Source organism: Rhodoferax sp. (genome assembly GCF_012927445.1).
GTDB lineage: Bacteria > Pseudomonadota > Gammaproteobacteria > Burkholderiales > Burkholderiaceae_C > Rhodoferax.
In genome coordinates, this window is sequence record NZ_JABBPD010000004.1 from 741212 (window position 1) to 763885 (window position 22674).

Annotated in this window: 22 protein-coding genes; all 22 read left to right on the plus strand. The window is 55.6% G+C overall.

Annotated features, from left to right (window positions below; genetic code table 11):
* The first annotated feature begins 2 nt into the window (after nt 1-2).
* The 22 genes from HHJ17_RS09105 (at nt 3) to ruvC (ending at nt 22666) form a co-directional block, all read left to right on the plus strand.
* Nucleotides 3-1853 (plus strand): Tad domain-containing protein, encoded by a 1851-nt coding sequence (locus HHJ17_RS09105; RefSeq protein ID WP_296501118.1) that lies wholly within the window; start codon nt 3-5, stop codon nt 1851-1853.
* 7 nt (nt 1854-1860) lie between these two features.
* Nucleotides 1861-3252 carry a hypothetical protein gene (locus HHJ17_RS09110; RefSeq protein ID WP_296501117.1) on the plus strand — a complete coding sequence of 464 codons (1392 nt, stop codon included), beginning with the start codon at nt 1861-1863 and terminating at the stop codon, nt 3250-3252.
* Nucleotides 3242-3955, plus strand: a complete 714-nt coding sequence (locus HHJ17_RS09115) for a hypothetical protein (protein WP_296501115.1) — start codon at nt 3242-3244, stop codon at nt 3953-3955. Before HHJ17_RS09110 ends, HHJ17_RS09115 begins: the two co-directional genes overlap by 11 nt.
* 17 nt (nt 3956-3972) lie before the next feature.
* Nucleotides 3973-4182, plus strand: a complete 210-nt coding sequence (locus tag HHJ17_RS09120) for a hypothetical protein (RefSeq protein ID WP_296501114.1) — start codon at nt 3973-3975, stop codon at nt 4180-4182.
* A 68-nt stretch (nt 4183-4250) separates the two neighbouring features.
* The gene (gene cpaB / locus HHJ17_RS09125; protein ID WP_296501112.1) at nt 4251-5297 is read left to right on the plus strand and encodes a Flp pilus assembly protein CpaB; all 1047 of its coding nucleotides are present in this window, start codon (nt 4251-4253) and stop codon (nt 5295-5297) included.
* 29 nt (nt 5298-5326) lie between these two features.
* Nucleotides 5327-6631 (plus strand): pilus assembly protein N-terminal domain-containing protein, encoded by a 1305-nt coding sequence (locus HHJ17_RS09130; protein WP_296501111.1) that lies wholly within the window; start codon nt 5327-5329, stop codon nt 6629-6631.
* Nucleotides 6632-6662: 31 nt separating this feature from the next.
* Nucleotides 6663-8372, plus strand: a complete 1710-nt coding sequence (locus HHJ17_RS09135; protein WP_296501108.1) for an ATPase, T2SS/T4P/T4SS family — start codon at nt 6663-6665, stop codon at nt 8370-8372.
* Nucleotides 8372-9223, plus strand: coding sequence for a type II secretion system F family protein (locus HHJ17_RS09140; protein WP_296501107.1), 852 nt, complete (start codon nt 8372-8374; stop codon nt 9221-9223). The genes HHJ17_RS09135 and HHJ17_RS09140 overlap by 1 nt, the downstream gene beginning before the upstream one ends.
* Before the next feature lie 32 nt (nt 9224-9255).
* Nucleotides 9256-10104, plus strand: coding sequence for a type II secretion system F family protein (locus tag HHJ17_RS09145; RefSeq protein WP_296501197.1), 849 nt, complete (start codon nt 9256-9258; stop codon nt 10102-10104).
* Nucleotides 10101-10460, plus strand: coding sequence for a DUF192 domain-containing protein (locus HHJ17_RS09150; RefSeq protein ID WP_296501104.1), 360 nt, complete (start codon nt 10101-10103; stop codon nt 10458-10460). The genes HHJ17_RS09145 and HHJ17_RS09150 overlap by 4 nt, the downstream gene beginning before the upstream one ends.
* Nucleotides 10439-11305, plus strand: a complete 867-nt coding sequence (locus HHJ17_RS09155) for a TadE/TadG family type IV pilus assembly protein (RefSeq protein ID WP_296501101.1) — start codon at nt 10439-10441, stop codon at nt 11303-11305. Before HHJ17_RS09150 ends, HHJ17_RS09155 begins: the two co-directional genes overlap by 22 nt.
* Before the next feature lie 26 nt (nt 11306-11331).
* Nucleotides 11332-11802, plus strand: coding sequence for a cyclic nucleotide-binding domain-containing protein (locus HHJ17_RS09160; protein WP_296501099.1), 471 nt, complete (start codon nt 11332-11334; stop codon nt 11800-11802).
* Nucleotides 11803-11813: 11 nt separating this feature from the next.
* Nucleotides 11814-12272, plus strand: a complete 459-nt coding sequence (locus tag HHJ17_RS09165; RefSeq protein ID WP_296501096.1) for a Crp/Fnr family transcriptional regulator — start codon at nt 11814-11816, stop codon at nt 12270-12272.
* Nucleotides 12273-12332: 60 nt separating this feature from the next.
* The gene (locus HHJ17_RS09170; RefSeq protein ID WP_296505590.1) at nt 12333-12977 is read left to right on the plus strand and encodes a formyltransferase family protein; all 645 of its coding nucleotides are present in this window, start codon (nt 12333-12335) and stop codon (nt 12975-12977) included.
* 5 nt (nt 12978-12982) lie between these two features.
* Nucleotides 12983-15187, plus strand: coding sequence for an adenylate/guanylate cyclase domain-containing protein (locus HHJ17_RS09175; protein WP_296501090.1), 2205 nt, complete (start codon nt 12983-12985; stop codon nt 15185-15187).
* Between the two features lie 55 nt (nt 15188-15242).
* Nucleotides 15243-16172 carry a transporter substrate-binding domain-containing protein gene (locus HHJ17_RS09180; RefSeq protein ID WP_296501086.1) on the plus strand — a complete coding sequence of 310 codons (930 nt, stop codon included), beginning with the start codon at nt 15243-15245 and terminating at the stop codon, nt 16170-16172.
* A complete protein-coding gene (locus tag HHJ17_RS09185) occupies nt 16169-17500 on the plus strand; it encodes a cation:dicarboxylase symporter family transporter (protein ID WP_296501083.1) in 1332 nt (443 codons plus the stop codon). The genes HHJ17_RS09180 and HHJ17_RS09185 overlap by 4 nt, the downstream gene beginning before the upstream one ends.
* A 136-nt stretch (nt 17501-17636) precedes the next feature.
* Nucleotides 17637-18377 (plus strand): response regulator transcription factor, encoded by a 741-nt coding sequence (locus HHJ17_RS09190; protein WP_296501081.1) that lies wholly within the window; start codon nt 17637-17639, stop codon nt 18375-18377.
* A complete protein-coding gene (locus HHJ17_RS09195; protein WP_296501078.1) occupies nt 18349-20397 on the plus strand; it encodes an ATP-binding protein in 2049 nt (682 codons plus the stop codon). Before HHJ17_RS09190 ends, HHJ17_RS09195 begins: the two co-directional genes overlap by 29 nt.
* A gap of 58 nt (nt 20398-20455) precedes the next feature.
* Nucleotides 20456-21067 (plus strand): lysophospholipid acyltransferase family protein, encoded by a 612-nt coding sequence (locus HHJ17_RS09200; RefSeq protein WP_296501076.1) that lies wholly within the window; start codon nt 20456-20458, stop codon nt 21065-21067.
* 18 nt (nt 21068-21085) lie between these two features.
* A complete protein-coding gene (locus HHJ17_RS09205; protein WP_296501073.1) occupies nt 21086-22075 on the plus strand; it encodes a phosphatidate cytidylyltransferase in 990 nt (329 codons plus the stop codon).
* A gap of 42 nt (nt 22076-22117) precedes the next feature.
* Nucleotides 22118-22666 (plus strand): crossover junction endodeoxyribonuclease RuvC, encoded by a 549-nt coding sequence (gene ruvC / locus HHJ17_RS09210; protein WP_296501070.1) that lies wholly within the window; start codon nt 22118-22120, stop codon nt 22664-22666.
* Nucleotides 22667-22674: the final 8 nt, after the last annotated feature.

Genomic DNA, 22674 nt, shown 5'->3' on the forward strand with positions numbered 1-22674 from the left:
TGATGCACCCCCGGCGCCGAGCATTAACGCCTAGCCCGGGTAAACAGCGGGGACAGGCCCTGCTGTTTGTCACTGTGACAGCGTTGGTGATATTGCTGGCCATGTTGACGATGTTCAGCATGGGCCAGCTCACCACCGAGAAGATGAAACTGCAAAACACGGCCGACGCAGCGGCCTACAGCTCGGCGGTCGCCCAAGCGCGTGATTACAACTTTTCGGCCTACCTCAACCGCGGCATGATTGCCAACGATGTTGCCGTGGCTCAGTTGGTGGGTTTGGCTTCCTGGGGGCGCAATTACTACGACACCTTCCACACCCTGATGCCGCGGGTTGATTCGAGATATTCATGGGTGTCGCCCGGCCCACTGTATTCGCTGTGGTCGGTCTCTGAGCCCGTGGCCAAAGGCGCGTCTTCGATACTCAAGCCGGCCTTTGATACTGCTGCCAGGATGTTTGTACCCCTGTTGTTGACGATCAACACGGGTTTTGCCGGTGCCCAAAAGATTTACCACTACGGCACCGCCCTGACCGTGGCTCAAACGCTGGGCGTTGACGACAAGTTCAACAGCATCATGCAAGGCACCGTCGGCTTTGACATGAGCACGATCACCGACTACATCCGCTTCGGGGACAGCTACAACGTGGTCAAGCTCAATGATCCCAGCGCCCACCTGAGCTTGCTGGGCATGGCGGGCTATGCCTACAACACCTCTCAATGGGTCAAGTTCACGTCAGACCGTAACCCCCTCGGCCCTTGGGGAACGGAGTCATTTGATTTCACGTTGGGCGACGGCTGCGGAGGATCTCCCTGGGAGCCATACAACGAAGACTGGTGTTTTAGTTGGCTCTATGGAGCAAAGCCGAGGCAGAAAGGCCATATCACCTTCACCCAAAACCACCCGGAGGATGCGACCGACGACGGACCGAAAAAAGACCGCATGGCCGGTGTCGTGAATGCCTCACTCGATGGCTTCACCACCGACCGCTCCAAGACCTGGTGGCTGCCGATGCTGGTCGATCCGATTCTTTTGGTCGGGCCGGAGCCCTCCGCTGGTTGGTTTTTGAAAATGCTGTTTCACGACGGTGCCACCAAACTCGCGGATGACAAAGACGCCAACGGCTTCCGAAAAGAAGACAGCTGGAACCAGCGCTGGGTAGGCCAAGATTCCACCAACATGCTGGCGATTGCAACGGTGCCCGTTGGCCCCATACCGTTTTGGGGTTTCATCAACATCCCCGTGGTGCCGCTGATGTCCGGCAAAGGAGCATGGGACCTACTGGGTGCGGATGCCGCTGGCACGGCATCCGCCGGGCCCACCAGTGGCGACTTGTCAAAGCTAACGGCACTGCGCAGCTACCGGGACGTGACAAACATAGAGCAGGCCACAACCACAGCGAATCAAAATATAAGTTCGCCACCGCTGCTGGTTGAGGTGGAGAAAAGAACCAGCACCATTGCCACCAGTGCCACGGGGCGTCTTCGCATAGGTCGCAGCGGTGGGGCCGCCGATCCCGCCGGTTGCGGCATAGGGGATGCAGCGCGCAATGCACCTCAAGTGACTGCGCCGTTTGGCAGCGGTAACCTGGACGTGGGAGACGGCGCAGCCGCTAATTGCATGCGCGCCTTGTCCAAGGCCGAAGCCTATTTTTCGCGCCCGACGAACCTTTTCCCGCGCGCCGATGGCCTGACCGAATACGGCAGCTTGTACAGCCCTTACTGGCAGGCGCGCCTGCTGCCTAACAGCGCTGACGAGCAATCGGCCTCTCTGATCTTGCACGGCTTGACGGACTTCAAGAGTTTTGGCACCGGTGCGTCATCTTATGCAACTGAATTGATCAAACGCGCCCAATAACATCCGCATGCGTTCAAGTCTTTACCCCACACAGTCAACCCATCGCGGACGTCAGCGGGGTCAAGCCCTGGCTGAATTCACCATTGCGGCGGCTTTTGTATTGATCCCGCTGTTTTTGATGATCCCGTTGTTAGGGAAATTCATGGACATGAAGGCGACGACGATTCAGGCGGCGCGCTATGCGGCTTGGGAACGAACGGTTTGGTACGGTAATTCAGACTGGGCGGACGGTCAAAAATCAGACGTGCAGATTCAGAGTGAAGTCCAACAGCGGTTTTTTGCTGATTCAGCCACCACCACCCTGCGCAGCACCGACCAAACGCTGACCGGTGCTGTGGCTGCTAAACCGCTGTGGTACGACCATGCTGGCGCCTCAATGCTCTCGACCTATTCCGCAGGTGTTGGCCCAGGCACACAGACCCCCGGCACGATGGATGGTTTCTTGAGCGGCGCTCAAAAAATCGTCAACACGATTGACTCGGCGCTCGGCACCAAATTCAAGTTGGACATGCAAAGCCTGTATACCTCAACGGTGAGCTTGGATGCCGCCAACACCCCGGCCATCCGCCTGGCAACAGGGGCAGATACGTCCGGCTTCATGGCCCCCAACTTTGTCATGAAGCAAGTGCTGGTGACCAATGGTTGGAGCGCCAACGGACCAGACTTCGTCAAGAAACAGACTGAAGGTCTGGCCGTTCTCAGCCTGGCCCAGCGCAGCCCGGTCAAAGAAGTCATGCACATTGTTCAAAGCGTCCTTGGCACTTTTGTTGAAGAATTGAAGCCGAGCAGCCTCAAGCTCGGCGGAGAAGTATTGCCCGACTTGGTGCCGCCCGATCGCTTGACAGCCTCCGCATCACCTGCCCCGCAGCCCGGGAAGACCGCCGAGCAGCGACGCAAAGAAGAAGCCGATAAACAAAATGCGGAAGCAAAAGCGTTGACCGATAGGGTCACAACAAAAGTTAACGCTTTGCATAACGCGATTGGGACGACTCAAAACTCGATCAATTCCTGCAGCGCCGACAAACAAGCGGAGTTCCTTGCGAACTACCAGAAATGTGACGTTAATCCTCTCACAGGAGAGAAGACTAACTGCACCGTCAAAAAACCACCTGGTGGACTGGACACCAGTTACACGCCAAATGCTGACGCCAGTGTGGCTTGTCACGCGGGATTGGACGCGCAAATTGCAGCCTTGGAAGCCAAGCTCGCTGACCCCGATTTGCAATTGGCAATAACAAAGTCAGACCAACAGTTGGCGGCTAATCCAGATCTGATCAACGATACCGTCTTTATGACGAATCGCAACGCAGCAAAGTCGAAGATCGCAGCTTTCCAAGCGCAAATTGACGACTTGCGAAGGCAAATTATTGACTTGAGAAAGCCGAAAAATGCCCTCTAAGACTTTGTTACTTGCGGCCAGCCTCGCCTTGAGCGGGTTGATGGCCATCGCCGCCGAACCGAAAAAACCGGACTGCGCGCCGTTTGCCTTGCCCGATCTGAAGCTGACCTGGGTCGCCCCCGATATCGTGCACAACGGCACGCCGTTGCAGATCAGGCGCTTTGACAGTACCGACAGCGTGCAGGCGATCCTGGCGCGCTACCGCCGCGAATGGAAATCTTCTGCGCAAAGCCCCCAAGACGCGATTGAATACACGGTTGGCGGCTATCAGGTGATTGCCAAGCTGCGCGACATGTGCTTTTACACCGTGCAGGCACGCAGCAATGGCACCGGCGGCTCTACCGGCATGCTGGCTGTCAGCCAAATACAGGACAGCAACCAGCTGCGGGTTCTGGGGAAAGATTTCCCGATGATGTCGGGCAGTCTGGTGGCAGCCGACATGACACACCGCGACCCCGGCAAAGAGGCTCGCACCATCATGCTGATGAACCAGTTTTCAACCAACGCCAACGCCGACTTTTACCGCCGGGTGATTGGCGGCGACGGCTGGAACATCACCAGTGACCACTTGGTTAAATTCAAAGGCGGCAATGGCAATGGCTACGCCATCACCTTCAAGCGCGCCTTCAATGAAACCAGCATGGTCATTTCGCGCACCCAGGGCGGCAGCAGCGTGCTGGTCAATCTGGTCGACAAACCTTGACCCAAACAGTAGCCAACATGCCTTTGAACCTGTCACCCCAGCCACGGCTACAACGCGGTCAGTCCAGCGTTGAGTACCTGACTGTCAGTGCCTTTGCCGCCATTGTTTTGCTGGTGCCCGACGACAGCGGCAACGTGGTTGTGGTGCAACTGGCCAACGCCATCAAGACTTATTACAACGCGTTTGCATATGCACTTTCTTATTCCTCCACGATCACGCCCTTTTGAAGGGACGCCACGCCGATGACGACACCCGAATTTACTCCGCCCCCACTGACCAAAGAGTCATATTAATCATGCGCAAATTAATCACTTTTTTCAGAAAAATCAACCGCATGTGGCTGCTGGTGGCACTGGCTGTTGTGCTGGGCTTGGCTGCAGCCATGCTGATGTCCAAATACCTCAAGGGTCGCGAACAGACATTGGAGGTAGAGGCCAAAAAACGTGCCAGCGGTGGCCCCACCGTCGAAGTGGTCGCGGCCGGAATAATGATTCCCAGAGGCTCGGCGCTGGGTACGCAGAACCTTACCAAGCGCGAGATTCTGGCGGACCTGGTGACCGAAGAGATGGTGCTGGTCAAAGACTTTGATCGCATTGACGGCGCCAAGGCCACACGGCCGATTCAGGCTGGCTGGCCTTTGCGCATAGCCGATGTGACCGAAAAAGTCCAAGGCTTCGCCGACGGCCTGCAAGAAGGTTTGCGTGCCATCACCATTGATGTCGATGAAATCAATTCGATGGCGCAAATGGTCAAGCCGGGCAACATGGTTGACCTGATGTTGATCGTGCCCGACAAAACGGATGCCGATGGCGGTCTGCGGGCGGTGCTGGTGTTGCAAAACGTCAAGGTGCTGGCAACGGGTCAAAGCATCGCACCTGGTGGCGGCAATAAAGGTGGGACCACGAGCCAGGGCGATTATGCTGGCTCCTCTGGCAACGCACAGCGTTACTCGAACTTCACGTTTGAAGTCACGCCGCAAAATGCAGCCCGCATCGCGCTGGCCCAGCAGGTCGGAAAAATCCGGGCTGTGTTGCGTGGCAATGCCGACAGCGCCATGGTGTCACTGACAGACATCAACACCAGGACCATGCTCAACACCGGCGTGAATGCGGTCAAGGGGAGCAACATCAACACACCCAAAATCAGTGCGGTCGAGTACATCATCGGCGGCAAGGGCTCTGGGGGCGCTGTCAACATCAACATCCCATCGCTCTTTCCACCTTCAGCGGGTGATCGCCGGTCGCCAGCCGGGGCCGATGCCGCGCAAGCGGCCTATCCACCCGCAATGGCAGGCTTCATGCCGCCATCGGCTGGTGGTGCCAACGTTCAGCAGCGACCATGAGTCAACTCAATACACAAGGACACTTCGCGATGTTTTTTAGACTCACCCTACTCTTTCCCTTGCTGGCCGGACTGGCTTGTGTACAGCCTGCCGCGGCTGCAGATGATGTTTCTTCACTGCAACTTGTTGTGGGGCAGATCAAAACGATTCCACTGCCTAGCAAGGTCGTTCGGGTCGCTGTTGGTAACGGGAAAATCATCACCAGCAATGTGCTTGAGACCGAAATGGTGGTACTGGCTGAAACACCTGGCACCACGAGTCTGCGACTTTGGACTGCTGACGGCAATCAGTTGAACTACGCGGTCAGCGTGCTGGCCACCGATCCGGATGTCACGGCCAAACGCCTTCGAGACATGCTGGGCGCCATGCCAGGCATCAAGGTTGAGCGCATCGGCGACATGGTCTTGCTGACGGGTTCTGCGAGTAAAGCGGGCCTGTCACGCATCGACGCCATTGCGAAATTATTCCCGCAAACCCATAACGCTGTGCTTGAAGAAGAAGTCACGATGCGACGCATGGTGTACATGAAAGTACAGATTGTGGAAATGAAAAAATCACTCGCATCGAACATCGGGGTTGCATGGGACAAAAGTATTGCGGGTCCCGCAGCAGCTGTTGCCGGCAACTGGAGCACCAACCAGAATTTCAGGGTTCCATCCACACCGCCTGCAGGGTTTCCAACTACACCTATTCCTATTGGTGGTGCCGGCTGGCGTCCGTACCTTGGCATGACATCAGTCATCACCTCGATGATCAACCTGGCTGTTGACAACGGCGACGCCTTTGTTCTGGCAACACCTGAGCTCAGTGCTCGCAGCGGGGGCAAGGCCGAATTTTTGGCGGGTGGACAAATTCCCATCATCTCGCCGGCCAGCGCTGCAGCCCCAGCAACCGTGACCTTCAAGGACTACGGCATCAAGCTGACCATTGAACCGGTGGCTGACGAGAAGAACAATGTCAGCGCCCTACTCAAAACAGAGGTCAGCAACGTTGACAACTCCGTCGCCGTGGGCGGAAACCCGGGCTTCCTGACTCGAAAAACGGATTCTGAATTCAACGTGCAGTCAGGGCAAACGATTGTGCTGTCTGGCCTGGTCAACACCAGCCTGCAGAAAGACATTTCGAAACTCGCGGGTTTGGGTGACTTGCCCATCCTGGGCGCCTTGTTCCGTTCGACTAACTTTCAAAATGGCCGCACCGACCTGGTGATCTTCGTCACCCCGACCGTGATTGATTCGTCCTCAAGCCTGAATCAAGAGCGCTTGCAGAAGGCGCAGGACATTCAGGAAAAGGCCAAGTCACAGTCAGGCGACTTGGGCACCCTCAATCAATAGTTGATGGTTTGTTTGTTTACAGGGGGGAACCATGTTCAGTGTTGAATACAAATCTGCAAAAAGTGAGCTCACACGGGTCAATTGCGAGATCGACAGTCTCACCATCGGCAAAGCCGACACTAACCTGATCGTGTTGCGTGGCTGGACTGTAGGAAAACGCCACGCCACGATTCACAAGCGGGCGTCCGGTTTTTTTGTCGAAGATCATGGAGCCATGGGTGCGACAGAAGTCAATGGGAAAGCCATCGAGAAAGAGTACGGCCCGCTGCGCGCTGAAGACGTGATTCGGATTGGTGACAACTACGTGAATGTGATTGTCGAAGCCGCGATTCTCATGGCGGCGGTTGCACCAGCTCCCCTGCCCGCGTCAGCTGCCGTTACGGCCACTTTCGTGGCGACACCGGAGCTCATCGTCAAGCAGCCGCCAGCGCAGCAGGCCGCGGTACCCGCCACGCCTGACCTGACCGAGCGTATGAACGCTGCACGCCGAGCGCTTCATGGCAAGTTGATCAGTCAAATGGATTTGCGACGGGTCGATGTCCGGAGCATGAGCGAAGATGACTTGCGTTTGAACACGCAAACCATGATTGCAGAAATTCTGGCCAGTGACACCAGTTTGCCACCTGATATTGATGGTGCCCGGCTGGCCAGAGAGTTGCTGAATGAAGTGATTGGCCTGGGTCCGCTTGAAGACTTGTTGGCTGATCCAGACATCAGCGAGATCATGGTCAACCGCTTTGATGAAATTTACGTCGAACGCAAAGGCAAATTGACAAAGGCTGATATTGCGTTCAGCACCGACCAGGCGGTGCTCGGGGCGATTGAGCGAATCGTTGCGCCTATAGGCCGTCGTATTGATGAGAGCTCTCCGATGGTGGACGCCCGCCTCAAAGACGGCTCACGCGTCAACGCAGTGATCCCGCCGCTGGCGCTCAAAGGCTGCAACATCACCATCCGTAAATTTTCAAAGTCGAAACTGGTCGACACGGACATGATCAATTTCGGCTCGGTCACCAAAGACATGATGAAATTTTTGGAAATAGCAGTTGATCAAGCTGCCAACATCGTAATCTCGGGCGGCACCGGCTCGGGCAAAACGACCTTGCTGAACGTGATGTCGAACTACATTCCAGATGATGAACGCATTGTCACGGTCGAAGATGCGGCCGAACTTCAGTTGGCCAAACCGCACTTGATTTCACTTGAGTCACGGCCACCGAATTCTGAAGGCAAAGGCGCCATCACGATTCGTGATTTGGTCAAAAACTGCCTGCGCATGCGACCTGACCGTATTGTGGTCGGCGAGTGCCGCGGCGGTGAAGCGCTGGACATGTTGCAGGCGATGAACACCGGCCACGATGGGTCCATGACTACAGCCCACGCCAACACGCCGCGTGACTGTATCGCACGACTTGAAGTGATGACCCTGATGTCTGGCCTTGACTTGCCCTTACGTGCTATTCGCGAACAAATTGCCTCGGCAGTTCACATGATCGTTCAGCAAAGCCGCTTTCCAGACGGCAGCCGCAAGATCACGCACATCACCGAGGTCACCGGCATGGAGGGCGATATCGTGCAACTGCAGGACATATTTTTGTTCAAGCAGGATGGCTATGACGAGCAAGGCAAGATCAAAGGCAGGTTCGTCGCAACCGGCAATATCCCCGACTTCTGCCAAGACTTGGCCCGCCGCGGTATCCCGGTTGATTTGTCCATCTTCCAACCACCGAAGAACCTCTGATGTTTGAATTTGCCTTCCTTATTGGTGTCGTGGTGGCGGCTGCGATTGTGATTGGTATGGTGGGCATGTTGCTGGTCCGTTCATGGCTAAACCACCAACAGGCCACACTCGCGACAACAGCCAAGACAGATTTGGCTGCGATGTTCATTTTTATCGACCCCAAGCTTCTGTTCAAGTACAGCGTGGGTGCCTTGGTCGTGATTCCGATCTTGCTGCTTGTCGTGCTCGACAATCCCTTGGTGGCGGTTGTGTCAGGCGTGGTCGTGGCTTTTACGCCCCGCTACTTCGTCAAACACCTCCAAAAGTCACGTATCACATTGTTTGAAAAGCAACTGCCCGACGCGCTGCTGATGGTGTCGGGGGGCATGCGCGCTGGCGCCAGTTTGGCGGTCGCGCTGGAGTCGATGGTGAAGGAACAAAAACCACCCTTGGCTCAAGAGTTCGATCTGATGCTGCGCGAGCAGCGACTCGGTGTGGACTTTGACAGCGCCCTGTCCAACATGGAAAAGCGCATGCCTCTACCCGACTTTGTGTTGTTGGTGGCGGCCATGAAAATCACGCGAGAAGTCGGTGGCAATTTTGCCGAGATTCTCGAATCACTCTCCGGTACCTTGCGACGCAAGCATGAGATGGAGGGGAAGATCAAAGCCCTCACGGCACAGGGAAAACTACAAGGCATCGTGATGGCGCTTTTGCCCGTCTTTCTGCTGGCCATTCTGACCTTTATGGAGCCAGATGCCATGGCTCCGCTTTACAACACGCTGTATGGCTGGGGCGTGTTGCTGGTGGTCAGTATCATGATCACGATTGGCTACATCGGTATCCAAAAAATTGTGAACATCGACGTATGAACTCAACCACTGTAGTCTGGATTTTGGCTGCGATGGTCGGCACTATTGCGCTGATTGTTTTGTACGTGTATTCAACTTTGAGCCGTGCAGTCCCGCAGGACGATCGTCAGTACATGGACAAACTCCCGCCGGCTTTGCGCTTGATGTGGCCTCTGGTGCGACTCATTGATTTCCACCTGACATCGCGCATTTCACTGGAAAAACTCGAGCGCACCAACACCAAGCTGAACAACAGCGGCGTCGCTCACATGATGACTGCCGAGCAGTTTTATGCGGTGCGAATGGTTTCTTTGGTGGCTGTATCTGGAATCATGTACATGGTCGCAGGCATGCTGAACAAGTCCTCACCGACCCTACTCATGGTGGGTGCGTTATTGGGTTATTTTTACCCCTCGATCTGGCTGCTAGACGCCCGTAAACGTCGTTGCAAGCTAGTGCAAAAGGCCATGCCGATGTTTCTGGACTTCATCACCATGGCAGTGGAAGCCGGGCTGAACCTGACCGGGGCCTTGAACCAAGTCGTACAAAAGGGCCCCCCCGGCCCCTTGCGCCAAGAATTCTTCATGGTAGTCCGCGACCTGCGCTCAGGACTTCCGCGCGCCGATGCGCTTCGCCGGATGGAGTCACGCTTGATGATGCCTGAAGTGTCAAGTTTTGTGGGTACTGTGATTCAGGCCGAAAAGATGGGCGCATCACTGGGTTCGGCCCTGCGTTCGCAAGCCGACCAGCGCCGCAGCGAACGTTTTCAGCGAGCGGAAAAACAAGCCATGGAAGCACCCGTCAAACTGATCGGTCCGCTGATGATGTTTATTTTCCCGGTCACCTTCATCGTTATTGGCTTTCCTATCGTCATGAAATTCTTGAAGTCTGGACTGTTTTGAAGCTCGGCGCTGTCTACCGGGAATCAGACACCCATAGCCTGGTGCCACGGGTGTGGAAAGCCGCCAGCGCCATTGAGCGGATGCGTGGTTTGCTCGGGCGACCTCCCCTGAGGTCTGGCGAAGGCCTGCTGATCAACGCTTGCAACATGGTGCACACCGTCGGCATGCATTACGCGCTGGATTTGGTTTTTTTGGACGCCACTGGGCATATTAGAAAACTGGTCTGCAACGTGAAGCCACTGCGCTGCGCTGGAGCCTTTACCGCAACGACAACGCTCGAACTGCCAGCAGGATCGCTGGCCACGCTAGGTCTCAGCTTGGGCGAGCAACTTACATGGCGGACGTTCGAGGCATGAGAGGCTTTACAAGTAAACCCCTGCACCGCCAGCGCGGTCAATCGATGACGGAATACCTCATCATCTTGCCATCATTGCTGTTGCTGGTGCTCGGCGTTATCCAGTTTGCACTCATTTACCAGGCCAAAGCCTCACTGAACTATGCAACCTTCATGGGAGCCCGCCAAGGTGCATTAAATAATGCCAAAATTACTTCCATCATCGGCGGTGTGGTCGGTGGCATGACGCCGTTTTTTATGCGCACCAGCAACGCGCCTTTTCTGGACGATATGGCCAAAGCCCGCATGATTGCGGCGATCGAAGTCTCTAACCCGAACACCGCCAAGGTTGAAATCATCAGCCCTACGGCAGTAGCGTTCGACGCGTACTCGCAACTGTCGAACACGGGTGATATTCCAAACGACAACCTGATGTTCCGCGACAGCAGCGTTCTCAAAGATGGCATGTCGATTCAGGATGCCAACCTGTTGAAAATACGGGTGACTTACTGCGTCAAGCTGATGGTGCCTTTTGTCGACCGGGTTATTTATGCATTGAGCACTGGCATTGCCAGCGTGAAAAATATGACCCAGGAATCATATTGGGTATCAAGCACAGAAACCATTCCGAATATATGTTCAGTGATGAACGGTAGCTATGCCTCAGCCAGGCAGCAAGTGAATGCACTCACCGGCGCAATGCCTGCCGGCGTCTCACTTACCGACAGTGGACTAACAGATTCGGACATCAAGCAACTTTCGCAGCAATTTCCAACCACTCCGGTGCTCAACTGGAATGTCGGTGGCATGCGGATACCCATCACAGCCGAGGCGATTGTGCGCATGCAAAGCCCAGTTAGGTTTTAAGTCGAAGAACAGCAACAGGACACACTATGGAACAAACAGCAAACGACGCTTTTTGCAGGCATTTTTCGACACTCGCAGAAGAGCTTGATCCCCTTCATACCGCAACCTTTTTGAAGGGCGTCACTGTGTTGGAACTACCTCCAGGACGTAAATTGATACGGCATCGCATGCCAGTTGATTCAATTTATTTTATTGTGGCCGGCACTGTCGCCGTGTCCGTTGAGGATGGTAAAAATTCAACCTTACTGAGCGTGCTTGGCCCTGGCCAGTGGCTGGGCGAGGTCTCGGCACTGAGCGGTGAGTTGATGACCAGTGCGACCATTACCACCCAAACACCAGCGCGTTTCTTGCGCATGCGGCATCAGATACTGGAAGACTTGATCACCACCAATCAGGCCGTAGCAAACGTGCTGCTACCCCACCTAGTGCTGATGCTGTCAGACCGTTTGCGTAAGTCGTACCAGCGTGAAGCAGATTTAGCACTGGCCCAGGCCTGATCGGAATCATCATGGACATTAAATACTTCCTCAAACTTCAGCCAGGTTTTGAGAATTTTTCAAACGCAGACCTTGACGTTTTTGCGCGAATGCTGAACGTCGCCCTCTACCCGGCAAGACACTCATTCACAGTAAGAGGTGAGCAGGGCCATGCTTTGTATTTGATCATGGATGGCGCGGTCACGATGACCAGCGGCGATGTCCAGCCAGGCGATGGTGATGCGCGTTCTTTGCGGATTGGCGAATGGTTCGGCTTGCTGTCGTTGGTTGAAAATTTGCCCGCTTTTGAAAACTGCTGCGCCTCTGATAGTGTCACGGTAGCGTCGTTCAACCGAGTGCAATTTGATGAACTCTTTGAGTTAGCGCCGCCCATCGGACGGCATTTTCTGTACATGCTGGCGAAGCAGCTGGCGCGTACCCTGATTGCGCAAAACAGCCGGCTCAGTGCTAGGGCACGACTGTCGAAATAGTGTCATCCATGACCCCTCAACGATCAAGCTCAGCCAACACAAAAACAAACTTTGCAACAAATGAGTATTCAAAAATACAGAGTCGCCATGTTTGGAAGTTACTACCGTGGCTTCTATTTACTCAACGAGTTGTTACATGGGGAAATAAGCAGTCAAGTCATGGTCGTTGGTGTCGCCAGTGACGACCCTGAGGCTAGCAATATTGCGGCTGACAAGCGTGTGTGGCAATACCCGCACACTTCATATGAAGAGAGGATGGTCGCTGAGCTGGCCGAGGAATTCGACGTGGAGACGTTCATCGGACCCGTCAATGCCCAACCGTTTTACGACATCATTGACCAGTGGAAGCCGGACATTTGCATCATGGCGACCTTCGGTCAGCGGATCAAGGCGCGACTGATCAACACACCGCCGCTTGGGTTTTACAACATGCACCCCTGCATTGATGATTCTTGGCCGAGCCAATATGTCGGGGGCAATCCGTTTCAAGCGCTTATGCTCGATGGGAAGCGTTATTGCACGATTGCTTTTCACGCTGTGGACGAATCGTTTGACACGGGGTCGTTGATGGGAATGTCAAAAAAAATTGCGCTCCCCAAAGAAGCATCCGTCACCGACATGCACAAAATTTCCTCTTTTGCTGCCGCACAGCTGGCTAGCTGTGCGTTGAAGAAAATCATCGTTCAACATCAGGCCTCAAAGTAGTCGCCATGGAAGAAAAAAAAACTACCCGACTATCACGCAGTCTGTCAGTCGAGTCGATGCCACTGGCTCTGCCACGTTCATATGGCATCAAGTTGCGGCTGAGTATCAGCGTGCTTTTTATGTGTCTGATCCTGCCGTCATTCGGGCTAGTTATTTACTACGTCTACAAAAACAACTACAAGATCTATAAAGAAAATGCCTCGGCACGGATCACTAACCACAACAACCAGATGCAGGACAAACTGGAAGCCTTGCTAGATCCGATCAGTGCCTCGCTGTTAAGCCTGGCCAAACAAATCCACGATGACCCCAAGCTGTTTAAAAATCCAAGCATCAACGACACGATGCTGCTGCATCTAGAGAACAACCCCAGGCTAGTCTCCATCTTCCTTGCGTCCGACAAGGGAAGTTTTCATCAAGTGCAAAAAGTCCAGGAAGGCATGATCATTGCCGACCGGGTGCCGCCACCGGATTCGAACTTCAACTTCTGGGTCGTTGAACCTTCCCAGAAACCATCAAAAAATGCAACAACCGTGAACTCAGTCTTCACATTCTTCAAGACCCGGGATGCGGAACCGCTAGATACCTTCGTCATCTCCAATGACTACGATCCGCGTAAGCGACCTTTTTATAAAAACTTATCCGCCACCGCGGCCAAGGCGACTGAATCACTGCGCCAACGTTTTATTCTGCTCGATGAACCTTATGTGTCGGGCAGTACCTCCCGCGCCACGATGACTGTCTCCACGCCTATCTATGAGGACAATAGATTCAAAGGGATGATCGGCGAATCGTTCGAACTCTCTACGATTTCTAATTTTTTGAAATCCATTCGAATCACTCAAAATACCCAGACATATATCCTCGATGCAGGTGGCGACATCGTCGTCAGCACGGGTGCAGACAATGGCTACACGATAGAGAAAAAAAAACTGATCAAGCAAAACGTGCTCACCGCCGATGGTCAAGCGGTTCAGCAAGCCTTCAAGATGTTCACCACTGAGAAGAATCGCCAGTTTGAGTTCACCCATGAAGGAACATCCGAGAGTTATCTTGTCCAGTTCACCGAGCTACCTAATTTCTATGACAAGAAATGGACGGTCCTCACGCTCGCCCCGGAGAGCGACTTCTTGATTGGCCTGAATGAGATCAACAAACGTCTCATTATCTATGGCGGACTGGTTAGTCTGTTACTCGCATTTCTAACCTATGGGCTCTCCAGAAAAATATCACGCCCAATCGAAATTTTGGCGAATGATATTCGTGACTTGCTTGACTTCAACCCTTCCAATAAAGTGATTAATTCGAAGATATTCGAAATCAATATTCTGAGCAGTTCCGTCAACAAGCTTCGCAACACGCTGAGAGCGTTTACAACCTACGTACCGCAAGATTTAGTCAACGACTTGTTGCGCTCAGGCAATGAAATCGAGCTGGGCGGTGAAAGCCGTTACCTGACGATTCTCTTCACCGACTTGCAGGGATTTTCATCAATATCGGAAGTGACGCCTTCACGTGAACTGATGAAACTTATCTCTGCCTACTTGGCACTGGTGACCTATGCCGTGAAGGAAGAGAGTGGCACGGTTGACAAATTCATAGGCGACTCAGTGATGGCGTTTTGGGGCGCCCCGCTGTTGAATCAAAACCATGCTTATCACGCCTGCGTTGCAGCGGTGAAGTCGCAACGCCGAATGGTTGCACTGAATCTTCAGTTAAAGAAAGAAGGCCTGCCACCGCTGACAGTTCGAATCGGCATTCATTCAGACGCCGTTCTCGTGGGCAATATTGGATCGCCAACACGCATGAGCTACACCGTGATGGGCGACGGCGTCAATATTGCCGCGCGCCTTGAGGGCATCAACAAGGATTTTTTGACCTCTATTTGCATCAGTCATGCCACGTACAAAGAGGCCGGTGAGCGCCTGTGGACACGTCCGGTTGACGTGATCACAGTCAAGGGCCGCAAGGGCGAGATTCCGATTTACGAGCTATTGGCGATTCGAGGAGATGACCCAGAGACGATGCCCACTGACCGAGAGCAAGCGCTGTGCAGAGAGACGCAGAAAGCATTTGCGCAGTTCTCAAACCAACGCTACAGAGAAGCGGCAGACCTGTATCAGGAGATCATCGACTCTTTTGATGATGGACTTTCAATGATCATGAAAAACAGATGCATTGAGCACTTGGCCGTTGAGACTCCGATATGAGTCAACGTATTGCAAATGACGACGCGTACCCACCAGCGCCAATGAAGGAACCGCTTTGAAAGTATTTCATCGTAGAACCCGTCAAGACACAGATTCGATGCGTTGGGTTGGCGTATTAGGACGAATTGTAAAAGTGGGAGTTCTGGCTACATGGCTGATGATGGATATGTCGCATGGGCTAGTATCGGCTCAGACAGCGCCTGATCCTATCGCCCCTAAATCACCTCTTGTGAAGGTTCGCAATGGTCAGATGGTTGCACCAGACATCGCTCGGATTTTGAACCGGGGAGAGTTGGTTGTTGCGATCATCTCCAGTGACTCAGCACCCTTCTTCTCTGAAATGGATGGCGCGATGGTGGGTACTGATGTCAATGTTGCCCGTTTAATCGGTAAGGAGCTAGGAATACCGGTTCGTTTTGACCGGACCGCGAAGACATTTGAGGCCGTGGTTGATATGGCTGCCGAAGGGCGTGCGGACATTGGCATGGGGCGATTGGCCAGAACAACATTGCGTGCTCAGAAGGTCAGCTTCAGTACGCCTTACATGACGCTGCAGCATTCTTTCATCATCAATCGACTTGAATTTTCAAAAATCTCAGGCGACCGCGCAGCACAGAGTGTCATCCGCAACTTTAATGGGACCTTAGGCCTTATTGGCCGATCCGCTTGGGAAGAATTTGGACGGCGCAATTTTCCAAAAGCCAAAATTGTTACGTATACATCTTGGGATAAGGTCTTGGAGGCAGTAAAAAAAGGTGAAGTGGTGGCGGCCTATCGTGATCAGTTTGAGATTCAGAAAATCATGCATGCAGATCCGGGATTGGCGCTGACGCTTAGAACCGCGACCTTCAAAGACATTGAGTCATCGCTGAGCCTGATGATTGGTATTCAAGACACCGCATTGCTGTCATTTGTGAATGAAGTTATTACCATGCGCCACGAAAAACCAACCGTTTCCATGCTACTGAAGGAATTGAAAGAATGAGTCATTTTCCGCTGGCTCTCACCAACTGGCAGAAGTACCGCCGCTTCTCCATGCACCCACTGACGGTATTGGTGTGTGTGATTTTGGGTGGCTTCCTTGGCTATGTGGCACCCGCCATCGCCAAGAACCTGACGGTTGTTGGCACGGTTTACGTTGACCTTCTCAAAATGATCGTGATGCCATTCATGATGTCGGCCATTATTTTCAGTTTGCAAAACCTTTCTCACGCTGGTGATACATCCAAGATACTGGGCCGTGTCTTGTTCGTATTTGTCTATTTCTCAGTTTCTGTAGCAGTTTTATCGGCCGTTCTTTTCATGCTGGCCAGTCCCGGCGACCACTTGTCAGAAAGCGTGAAGTCCACACTTGGCGCTATCGTAGGTGCCAACTCCGAAAGTATTAACCTCGATATGTTCCGCTGGAAAGTCGATGAGATTCCGAAAGAAGCCACCGTCTCAGATTTTTTGACTTCTTTAATCCCCACCAATATTTTTGCTGCGTTGGCCAGTGACGATACGCTCAAAGCACTGATCTTTGCGCTACTTTTTGGCTTTGCTGTGGGGCAAGTCCCCAGTCGCGTATCAGGAGGATTGAATCAGACCCTGGAGACCATTTACAAAGCTTGCCAAACATTGACCCTATGGATGAATTTCCCCTTGCCCATCGTGCTAATTTGTTTATCGGCGAGTCAGATAGCCAAAACAGGTTTTGAGCCACTGCGCGCCATGTCTGGTTTTGTGATCACGTTTCTGGGGATCAGTGCCGTTCTGCTGGGCCTGGCTGTAGTGGTCATTCGCAGTCGTGCTTCCATCACCTTGAATGCGGCGATCCGTTCCATGCGCGTGCCTTTTGCACTTGGTGTTGCGACCAATAACAGCGCGACTTGCATGGCGTCCATGATTGAGGCGTTGTCAGACATCCTCGGCTTCTCCAAGTCACGCGTGGAACTGCTTGTCCCGCTGAGTGTGTCACTGCTGAAAGTCGGTGCCGTGGCCTACTTTGTCTGTGCCACCCTGTTCGTAGCCGACCTTTATGGGCGCGACATTACTGCGGTCGATGTTGGACAGGTCATTCTGATTTCGTTCCTGGCCGGGTTTGCATCAAGCGGTATGGTCGGCATTGTTTCGATTGCGCTGGTGGGAACTATTTGCAAATACTTGAATTTGCCGTTTGAGGCGGCTTTCATCTTGTTCGTAGCAGTAGACCCCATTTGTGCCATGGCACGTACCGCCGTGACGGTGGTCGCAGCTTGCGCTGCTGTCGCCATCATTTGCCCCAAACCTCAGACTCAGGCTGGTGTGGCAGATCAGGTTCTGAAAATCATCTAGAGCGGTTTCAGCCTGGCTACAAAGTTGTCCCCAGTTTTGGGGACATACACCCGAACGGCATGGTGCAAAATCTATGCCTTTGTGGTCTCTGATGGCGGTCACATTGCGCACTTGCGTCAACACTTAAGGTGATTCCATGCAAACCTTTACGGACCGCCCTCTGATTCATGTGGCGCTGGTTGAAGACGACGTCCATTTCCAGCATGCGATAGGCGCAGCCATCAAGGCTTCTGACGACATGAAGCTGGTCAGCCTGGCCGGCACGCACGCCGAGGGCATGCGCGCGCTCCAACAGGCGCCGGCCGACGTCCTGCTGGTGGACTTGGGTCTGCCCGACGGCTCGGGCATTGACGTGATTCGCGCGGCGCAAGTCCAGTGGCCCACCTGCGCCGTGATGGTCTGCACCACGTTTGGCGACGAAGCGCATGTGCTGCGGTCCATTGAGGCCGGGGCCGCTGGCTATTTGTTGAAAGACGGCGCACCGGCCAGCATGCTCGACGAGATTCGCATCCTGCACGGCGGCGGCAGCCCGATCAGCCCGCTGATTGCCCGCCAGATTCTGACGCGCTTTCGTGATCGCGGGAGTCTTGGAAATACCCCCAATGGCGCCCTTGCCGGCGCTGGCACCGCCCCTGCCCCGCCCATCACCAGACGCAGAACCGACATCGACGCAGGCGACGAATCCCTGGCGCTGTCCAGCCGAGAGCATGAAGTGCTGGGTCTGATTACCAAAGGATTCACCGCCGAAGAAATCGCCAGGCTGATGCAGATTTCTGTTCACACGGTGCAGACCTACGTACGCCGCGTATACAGCAAGCTCAAGGTGAACTCGAAAGCGGAAGCGATCTATGAAGCACGTCATCAAGGTCTGGTGTAGGGCCGACGGGGTGCCTCAAGAACGCACGCGCTTGAACCGCTGGGCCGACCAATGCATGCGGCGGCTGGCGCGCGGGTGCCGCCATGGCCTGTTGTGTATTGCCTTGATGAGCGGGGTTCTCCAAGCCACATGGGCGGCAGCCGATCCAGGCTTCCCGCTGCACTTCACGGAGGCCGAAACGCTGCTGGTGGACGGCATCGGTTTTTCAGCACCGCCCTACTCGCTCGATTCAGCCCCACCCGCTGGCGAGTGGACGCCGGTCACCTTGCCGCATGGTGTGCCACAGCAAGTGGTGCGCACGGTAGAGACTGGCCAGACGCTGAACCCGCCGACGGTGATCCGCTGGTACCGCTTGCGGGTGCCGGCGTTGAGTGCGTCACCCGCATCGGCAACCGAGCCGCGCTACCTCTATATTGCGCGCTGGAAAGCCTACGGCCAGCTTGCGGTCTACGGCGACGGCCGCCTGCTCTACCAGTCCCATTCCAATTTGCTGTGGAATGGTCGCAACAATCCGCTCTGGATTGCGCTTGACGGCACCGCCGGCGCCGTCACGCCCAAAGTGATCACGGTGCGGCTGGAAAGCCTGCGTCACAGCGGAAGTGCACTCTCCTCGATCTGGCTGGGTGATGAACCCACCGTGGGCTGGCGCTTCCGCACGCGCAATCTATTGCAGACGCAGTTGCCTTTTGTGTCGAGCGCCGCCTTCCTGATCTTCGGTCTGTTCGCCATGAGCGTGTGGGTGAGGAGGCAAGAAGATTCGCTCTATTTGATCTTTTTTCTTATCTCGGTGGCGGCCTACCTGCGCACCATGCACTACTACCTGGGCGAACAGCGTCTGCCTGTGTCTGACGAGTGGTTTGGCTGGATCACGCTGAATTCGCTGTTCTGGCTCTTTGCGCTGGCCAATTCGTTCCTGGCTCACTTGCACCTTCGCCAACAACCCTGGCAGACGCGGGCCATTGTCGCCGCCACTGCGGTCATCAGCTTCATGACCCTGCCGTTCCTGCCCACCGTGCTGCCTTGGGCAACCTGGCTGCATGCCACTTTTTTGGGGTCAACGATGTATGTGGTGGCGATGGTGATGGGGGTCGCCGTGGGCGGGTTGGGCTTGTACCACTCCCGACTGGCCAAGTCCCGCCATGGCATCGTGCTCTCCAGCTGGGGGCTGATCACGCTCTTGATTGGTGTCTACGACTGGATGCAACTGAACAATCACGTCAGCGTTGAAGGCAGTTACCTGGGTTCCTACGGCATTGTGGGTATTTTCCTGATCTCCCTGCACATCATGTTCCAGCGTTACAACGGCGCAATCGAAGAAGTGAAGCATGTCAACACCACCCTCGCAGAGCGACTGCGGGCGCGCGAAATGGAGCTCACATTGGCTTCTTCGCGTTTGCGTGAAATTGCCCATCGGCAAACATTGAGCGACGAGCGGCAGCGTCTGACCCAGGACATGCATGACGGTCTGGGGTCTTCGCTGGTCAGTGCACTGCGCGTGGTCGAAGGCGGTCGCATGTGCGAGGCGGACGTGGCCGAAGTGCTGAAGGGCTGTATCGACGACCTGAAGCTGGCGATCGACTCCATGGAGCCGGTCGAGGCCGACCTGCTGCTGCTGCTTGCCACACTGCGCTTTCGTTTGGGGCCGCGGCTTGCCAGTGCAGGGATCGCGCTGCGCTGGGAAGTCGTGGACGTGCCAGCGCTCGACTGGCTGGACCCGCGCAACGCCCTGCACATCCTGCGCATCCTGCAGGAGGCTTTTGCCAACATTCTCAAGCACACCCAGGCCCACGAAATCCGCGTCACCACCGGGCTCGAAAACGGTGGCGTCACCGTCACCATTGCCGACAATGGCCAGGGATTTTCTCTGGCAACCGCACTGCAAAAAGGCGGCAAAGGCCTGCACAACCAGCAGCGCCGGGCACAATCGATCGGTGGCGCGGTCCGCTGGCAATCGAACGACCATGGCACCCGCATGACGCTGTGGTTGCCAGAAAAAACGCAGGCATCGCTGGCGGCCTGAGGCCATTGAAGTCCGGGGTGCTGGCGGCGACAGCTTTACGCTCTGTATCATCGCGGCCATGCTTGCAAAGCTCATGAGTTACTTCCTGCTGGGCCTGATCCGCGTCTTGACCGGGGCACAGGCACGCTGGTACGGCTGTCCGCCCAAGGCGGAGCAACGCATCTACTTTGCCAACCACCAAAGCCACGCCGACCTGCTGATGATCTGGGCCGCGCTGCCGAAAGAGTTGCGCGTGCGCACCCGCGCCATCGCGGCCAAAGATTACTGGACCACCACGCCGTTCAAACGCTGGCTCACCACGGCGGTGTTCAACGTCATTTATGTGGCGCGCGATCGCAGCGCCGACGAAGACCCGCTGGAGCCACTGATTGAAGCCCTGAGTCACGGCGACTCCATCATCCTGTTTCCGGAAGGCACCCGCGGCAACGCGGAAGAGCCGCAAGCGTTCAAGGCCGGCCTCTACAACCTGGCCCTTAAGTTCCCCGCCCTTGAGCTGGTGCCGGCCTGGATCAACAATGTGCAGCGCGTCATGCCCAAGGGCGAAGTGGTGCCGGTGCCGGTGCTGTGCTCGGTCACCTTCGGGGCGCCCCTGCATCTGCAAATTGGTGAAGAACGGCGCGCCTTTCTGGAGCGGGCCCGCCACGCCGTCATGGCCCTGCGCGACGTGTAGCCGAACCGCATCAACGTCATGTACCAGACCCTGAAAAATCTCACCGCCACCGAGCAAGTGGGCGCCCTGTTCATCCTTGTGTTCGGCCTGTTGCTGCTGGCCAGCATCGCCGCCGTGTTGCTGTCGCTGCGCGAATTCGACGACGCCAAAGTTGCTGAGCAGCGACGCAGCGACCTGCACAATTTTGAGGGCGTCCTGCGCACCAGCTGGTTCATGGTGCTGGTGTTCTGGATCGGCTGGCTGGCGGGCGACTGGGTGGCGCTGACCCTGTTTGGCTTGGTCTCGTTTTTTGCATTGCGCGAGTTCATGACCTTGTCGCCGACGCGCCGGGGCGACCACCGCAGCCTGGTGCTGGCCTTTTTTGTGGTGCTGCCCATCCAGTACTGGCTGGTCGGCAGCGAGCACTTTGACCTGTTCACGGTGTTCATTCCGGTCTACGTATTTTTGGCGCTGCCGGTGGCGAGCGCGCTGGCCAATGACCCGCAGCGCTTTCTGGAGCGCAATGCCAAGCTGCAGTGGGGCATCATGGTCTGCCTCTACGGCATGAGCCACGTGCCCGCCCTGCTGCTGCTGGACTTTCCCAACTACAACAACAAAAGCGCCTTTTTGGTGTTCTTTCTGGTGCTGGTGGTGCAGACCTGCATGCTGGCCCAGCACCTGGCTTCGCGCCAGCTGCAAAAAGCCCCTGCCGCCCCCCACATCAGCCAGAGTTTCAACTGGCCGAGTTGGTGGATTGGCATTGCCGTCGGCAGCCTCCTGGGCACCCTGCTGGCCGGCATCACGCCGTTTGTGCCGGGCCAGGCCTTTGCCATGGCCCTCATTGCCTGCGTCGCCGGCTCACTCGGGCACCTGGTGATGAAAGCCCTCAAACGCGACCGCGGCATCCCGATCTGGCGCGGCCAGGGCCTGGCCGTCACCGGTGCCGGTGGCCTGCTGGACCGGGTCGATGCCCTGTGCTTTGCCGCCCCCGTCTTCTTTCACTCAGTTAGATGGTATTTTGGCCTCTAGCCCCCGTGAATACTGCGCAAGCAGCTACTTAATTAATAGCAAATGAGAATTTTAGGCATCGACCCCGGTCTGCGCACCACCGGCTTTGGCGTGATCGACGTGGACGGCTCCGAGCTGACCTATGTGGCCAGCGGCACCATCAGCACGATGCACCTGGACAAAGGGCATTTGCCGGCGCGGCTCAAGGTGCTGTTTGACGGCATCCGCGAAGTCACTGGCCGCTACGAGCCCGATTGCGCCTCGGTTGAAATTGTGTTCGTCAACGTCAACCCGCAGTCCACCTTGTTGCTGGGGCAGGCCCGCGGCGCCTGCGTCACGGCACTGGTGTCGACCGATTTGCCGGTGGCCGAATACACCGCGCTGCAAATGAAACAGGCCGTGGTCGGCTACGGCCGCGCCGAGAAAACCCAAGTGCAAGAGATGGTGCGCCGCCTGCTTAGCCTGCCCGGCCTGCCCGGCCCGGACGCCGCCGACGCCCTCGGCCTCGCCATCACCCACGCCCATGCGGCCAAGGCGATGGCCCGGCTGGCGCTGGCCGATGGCGTGCTGGGGGCGGGGAGCGGCAAGTACAAGGCGGGGCGCAGTCGGTAACGGGTGTT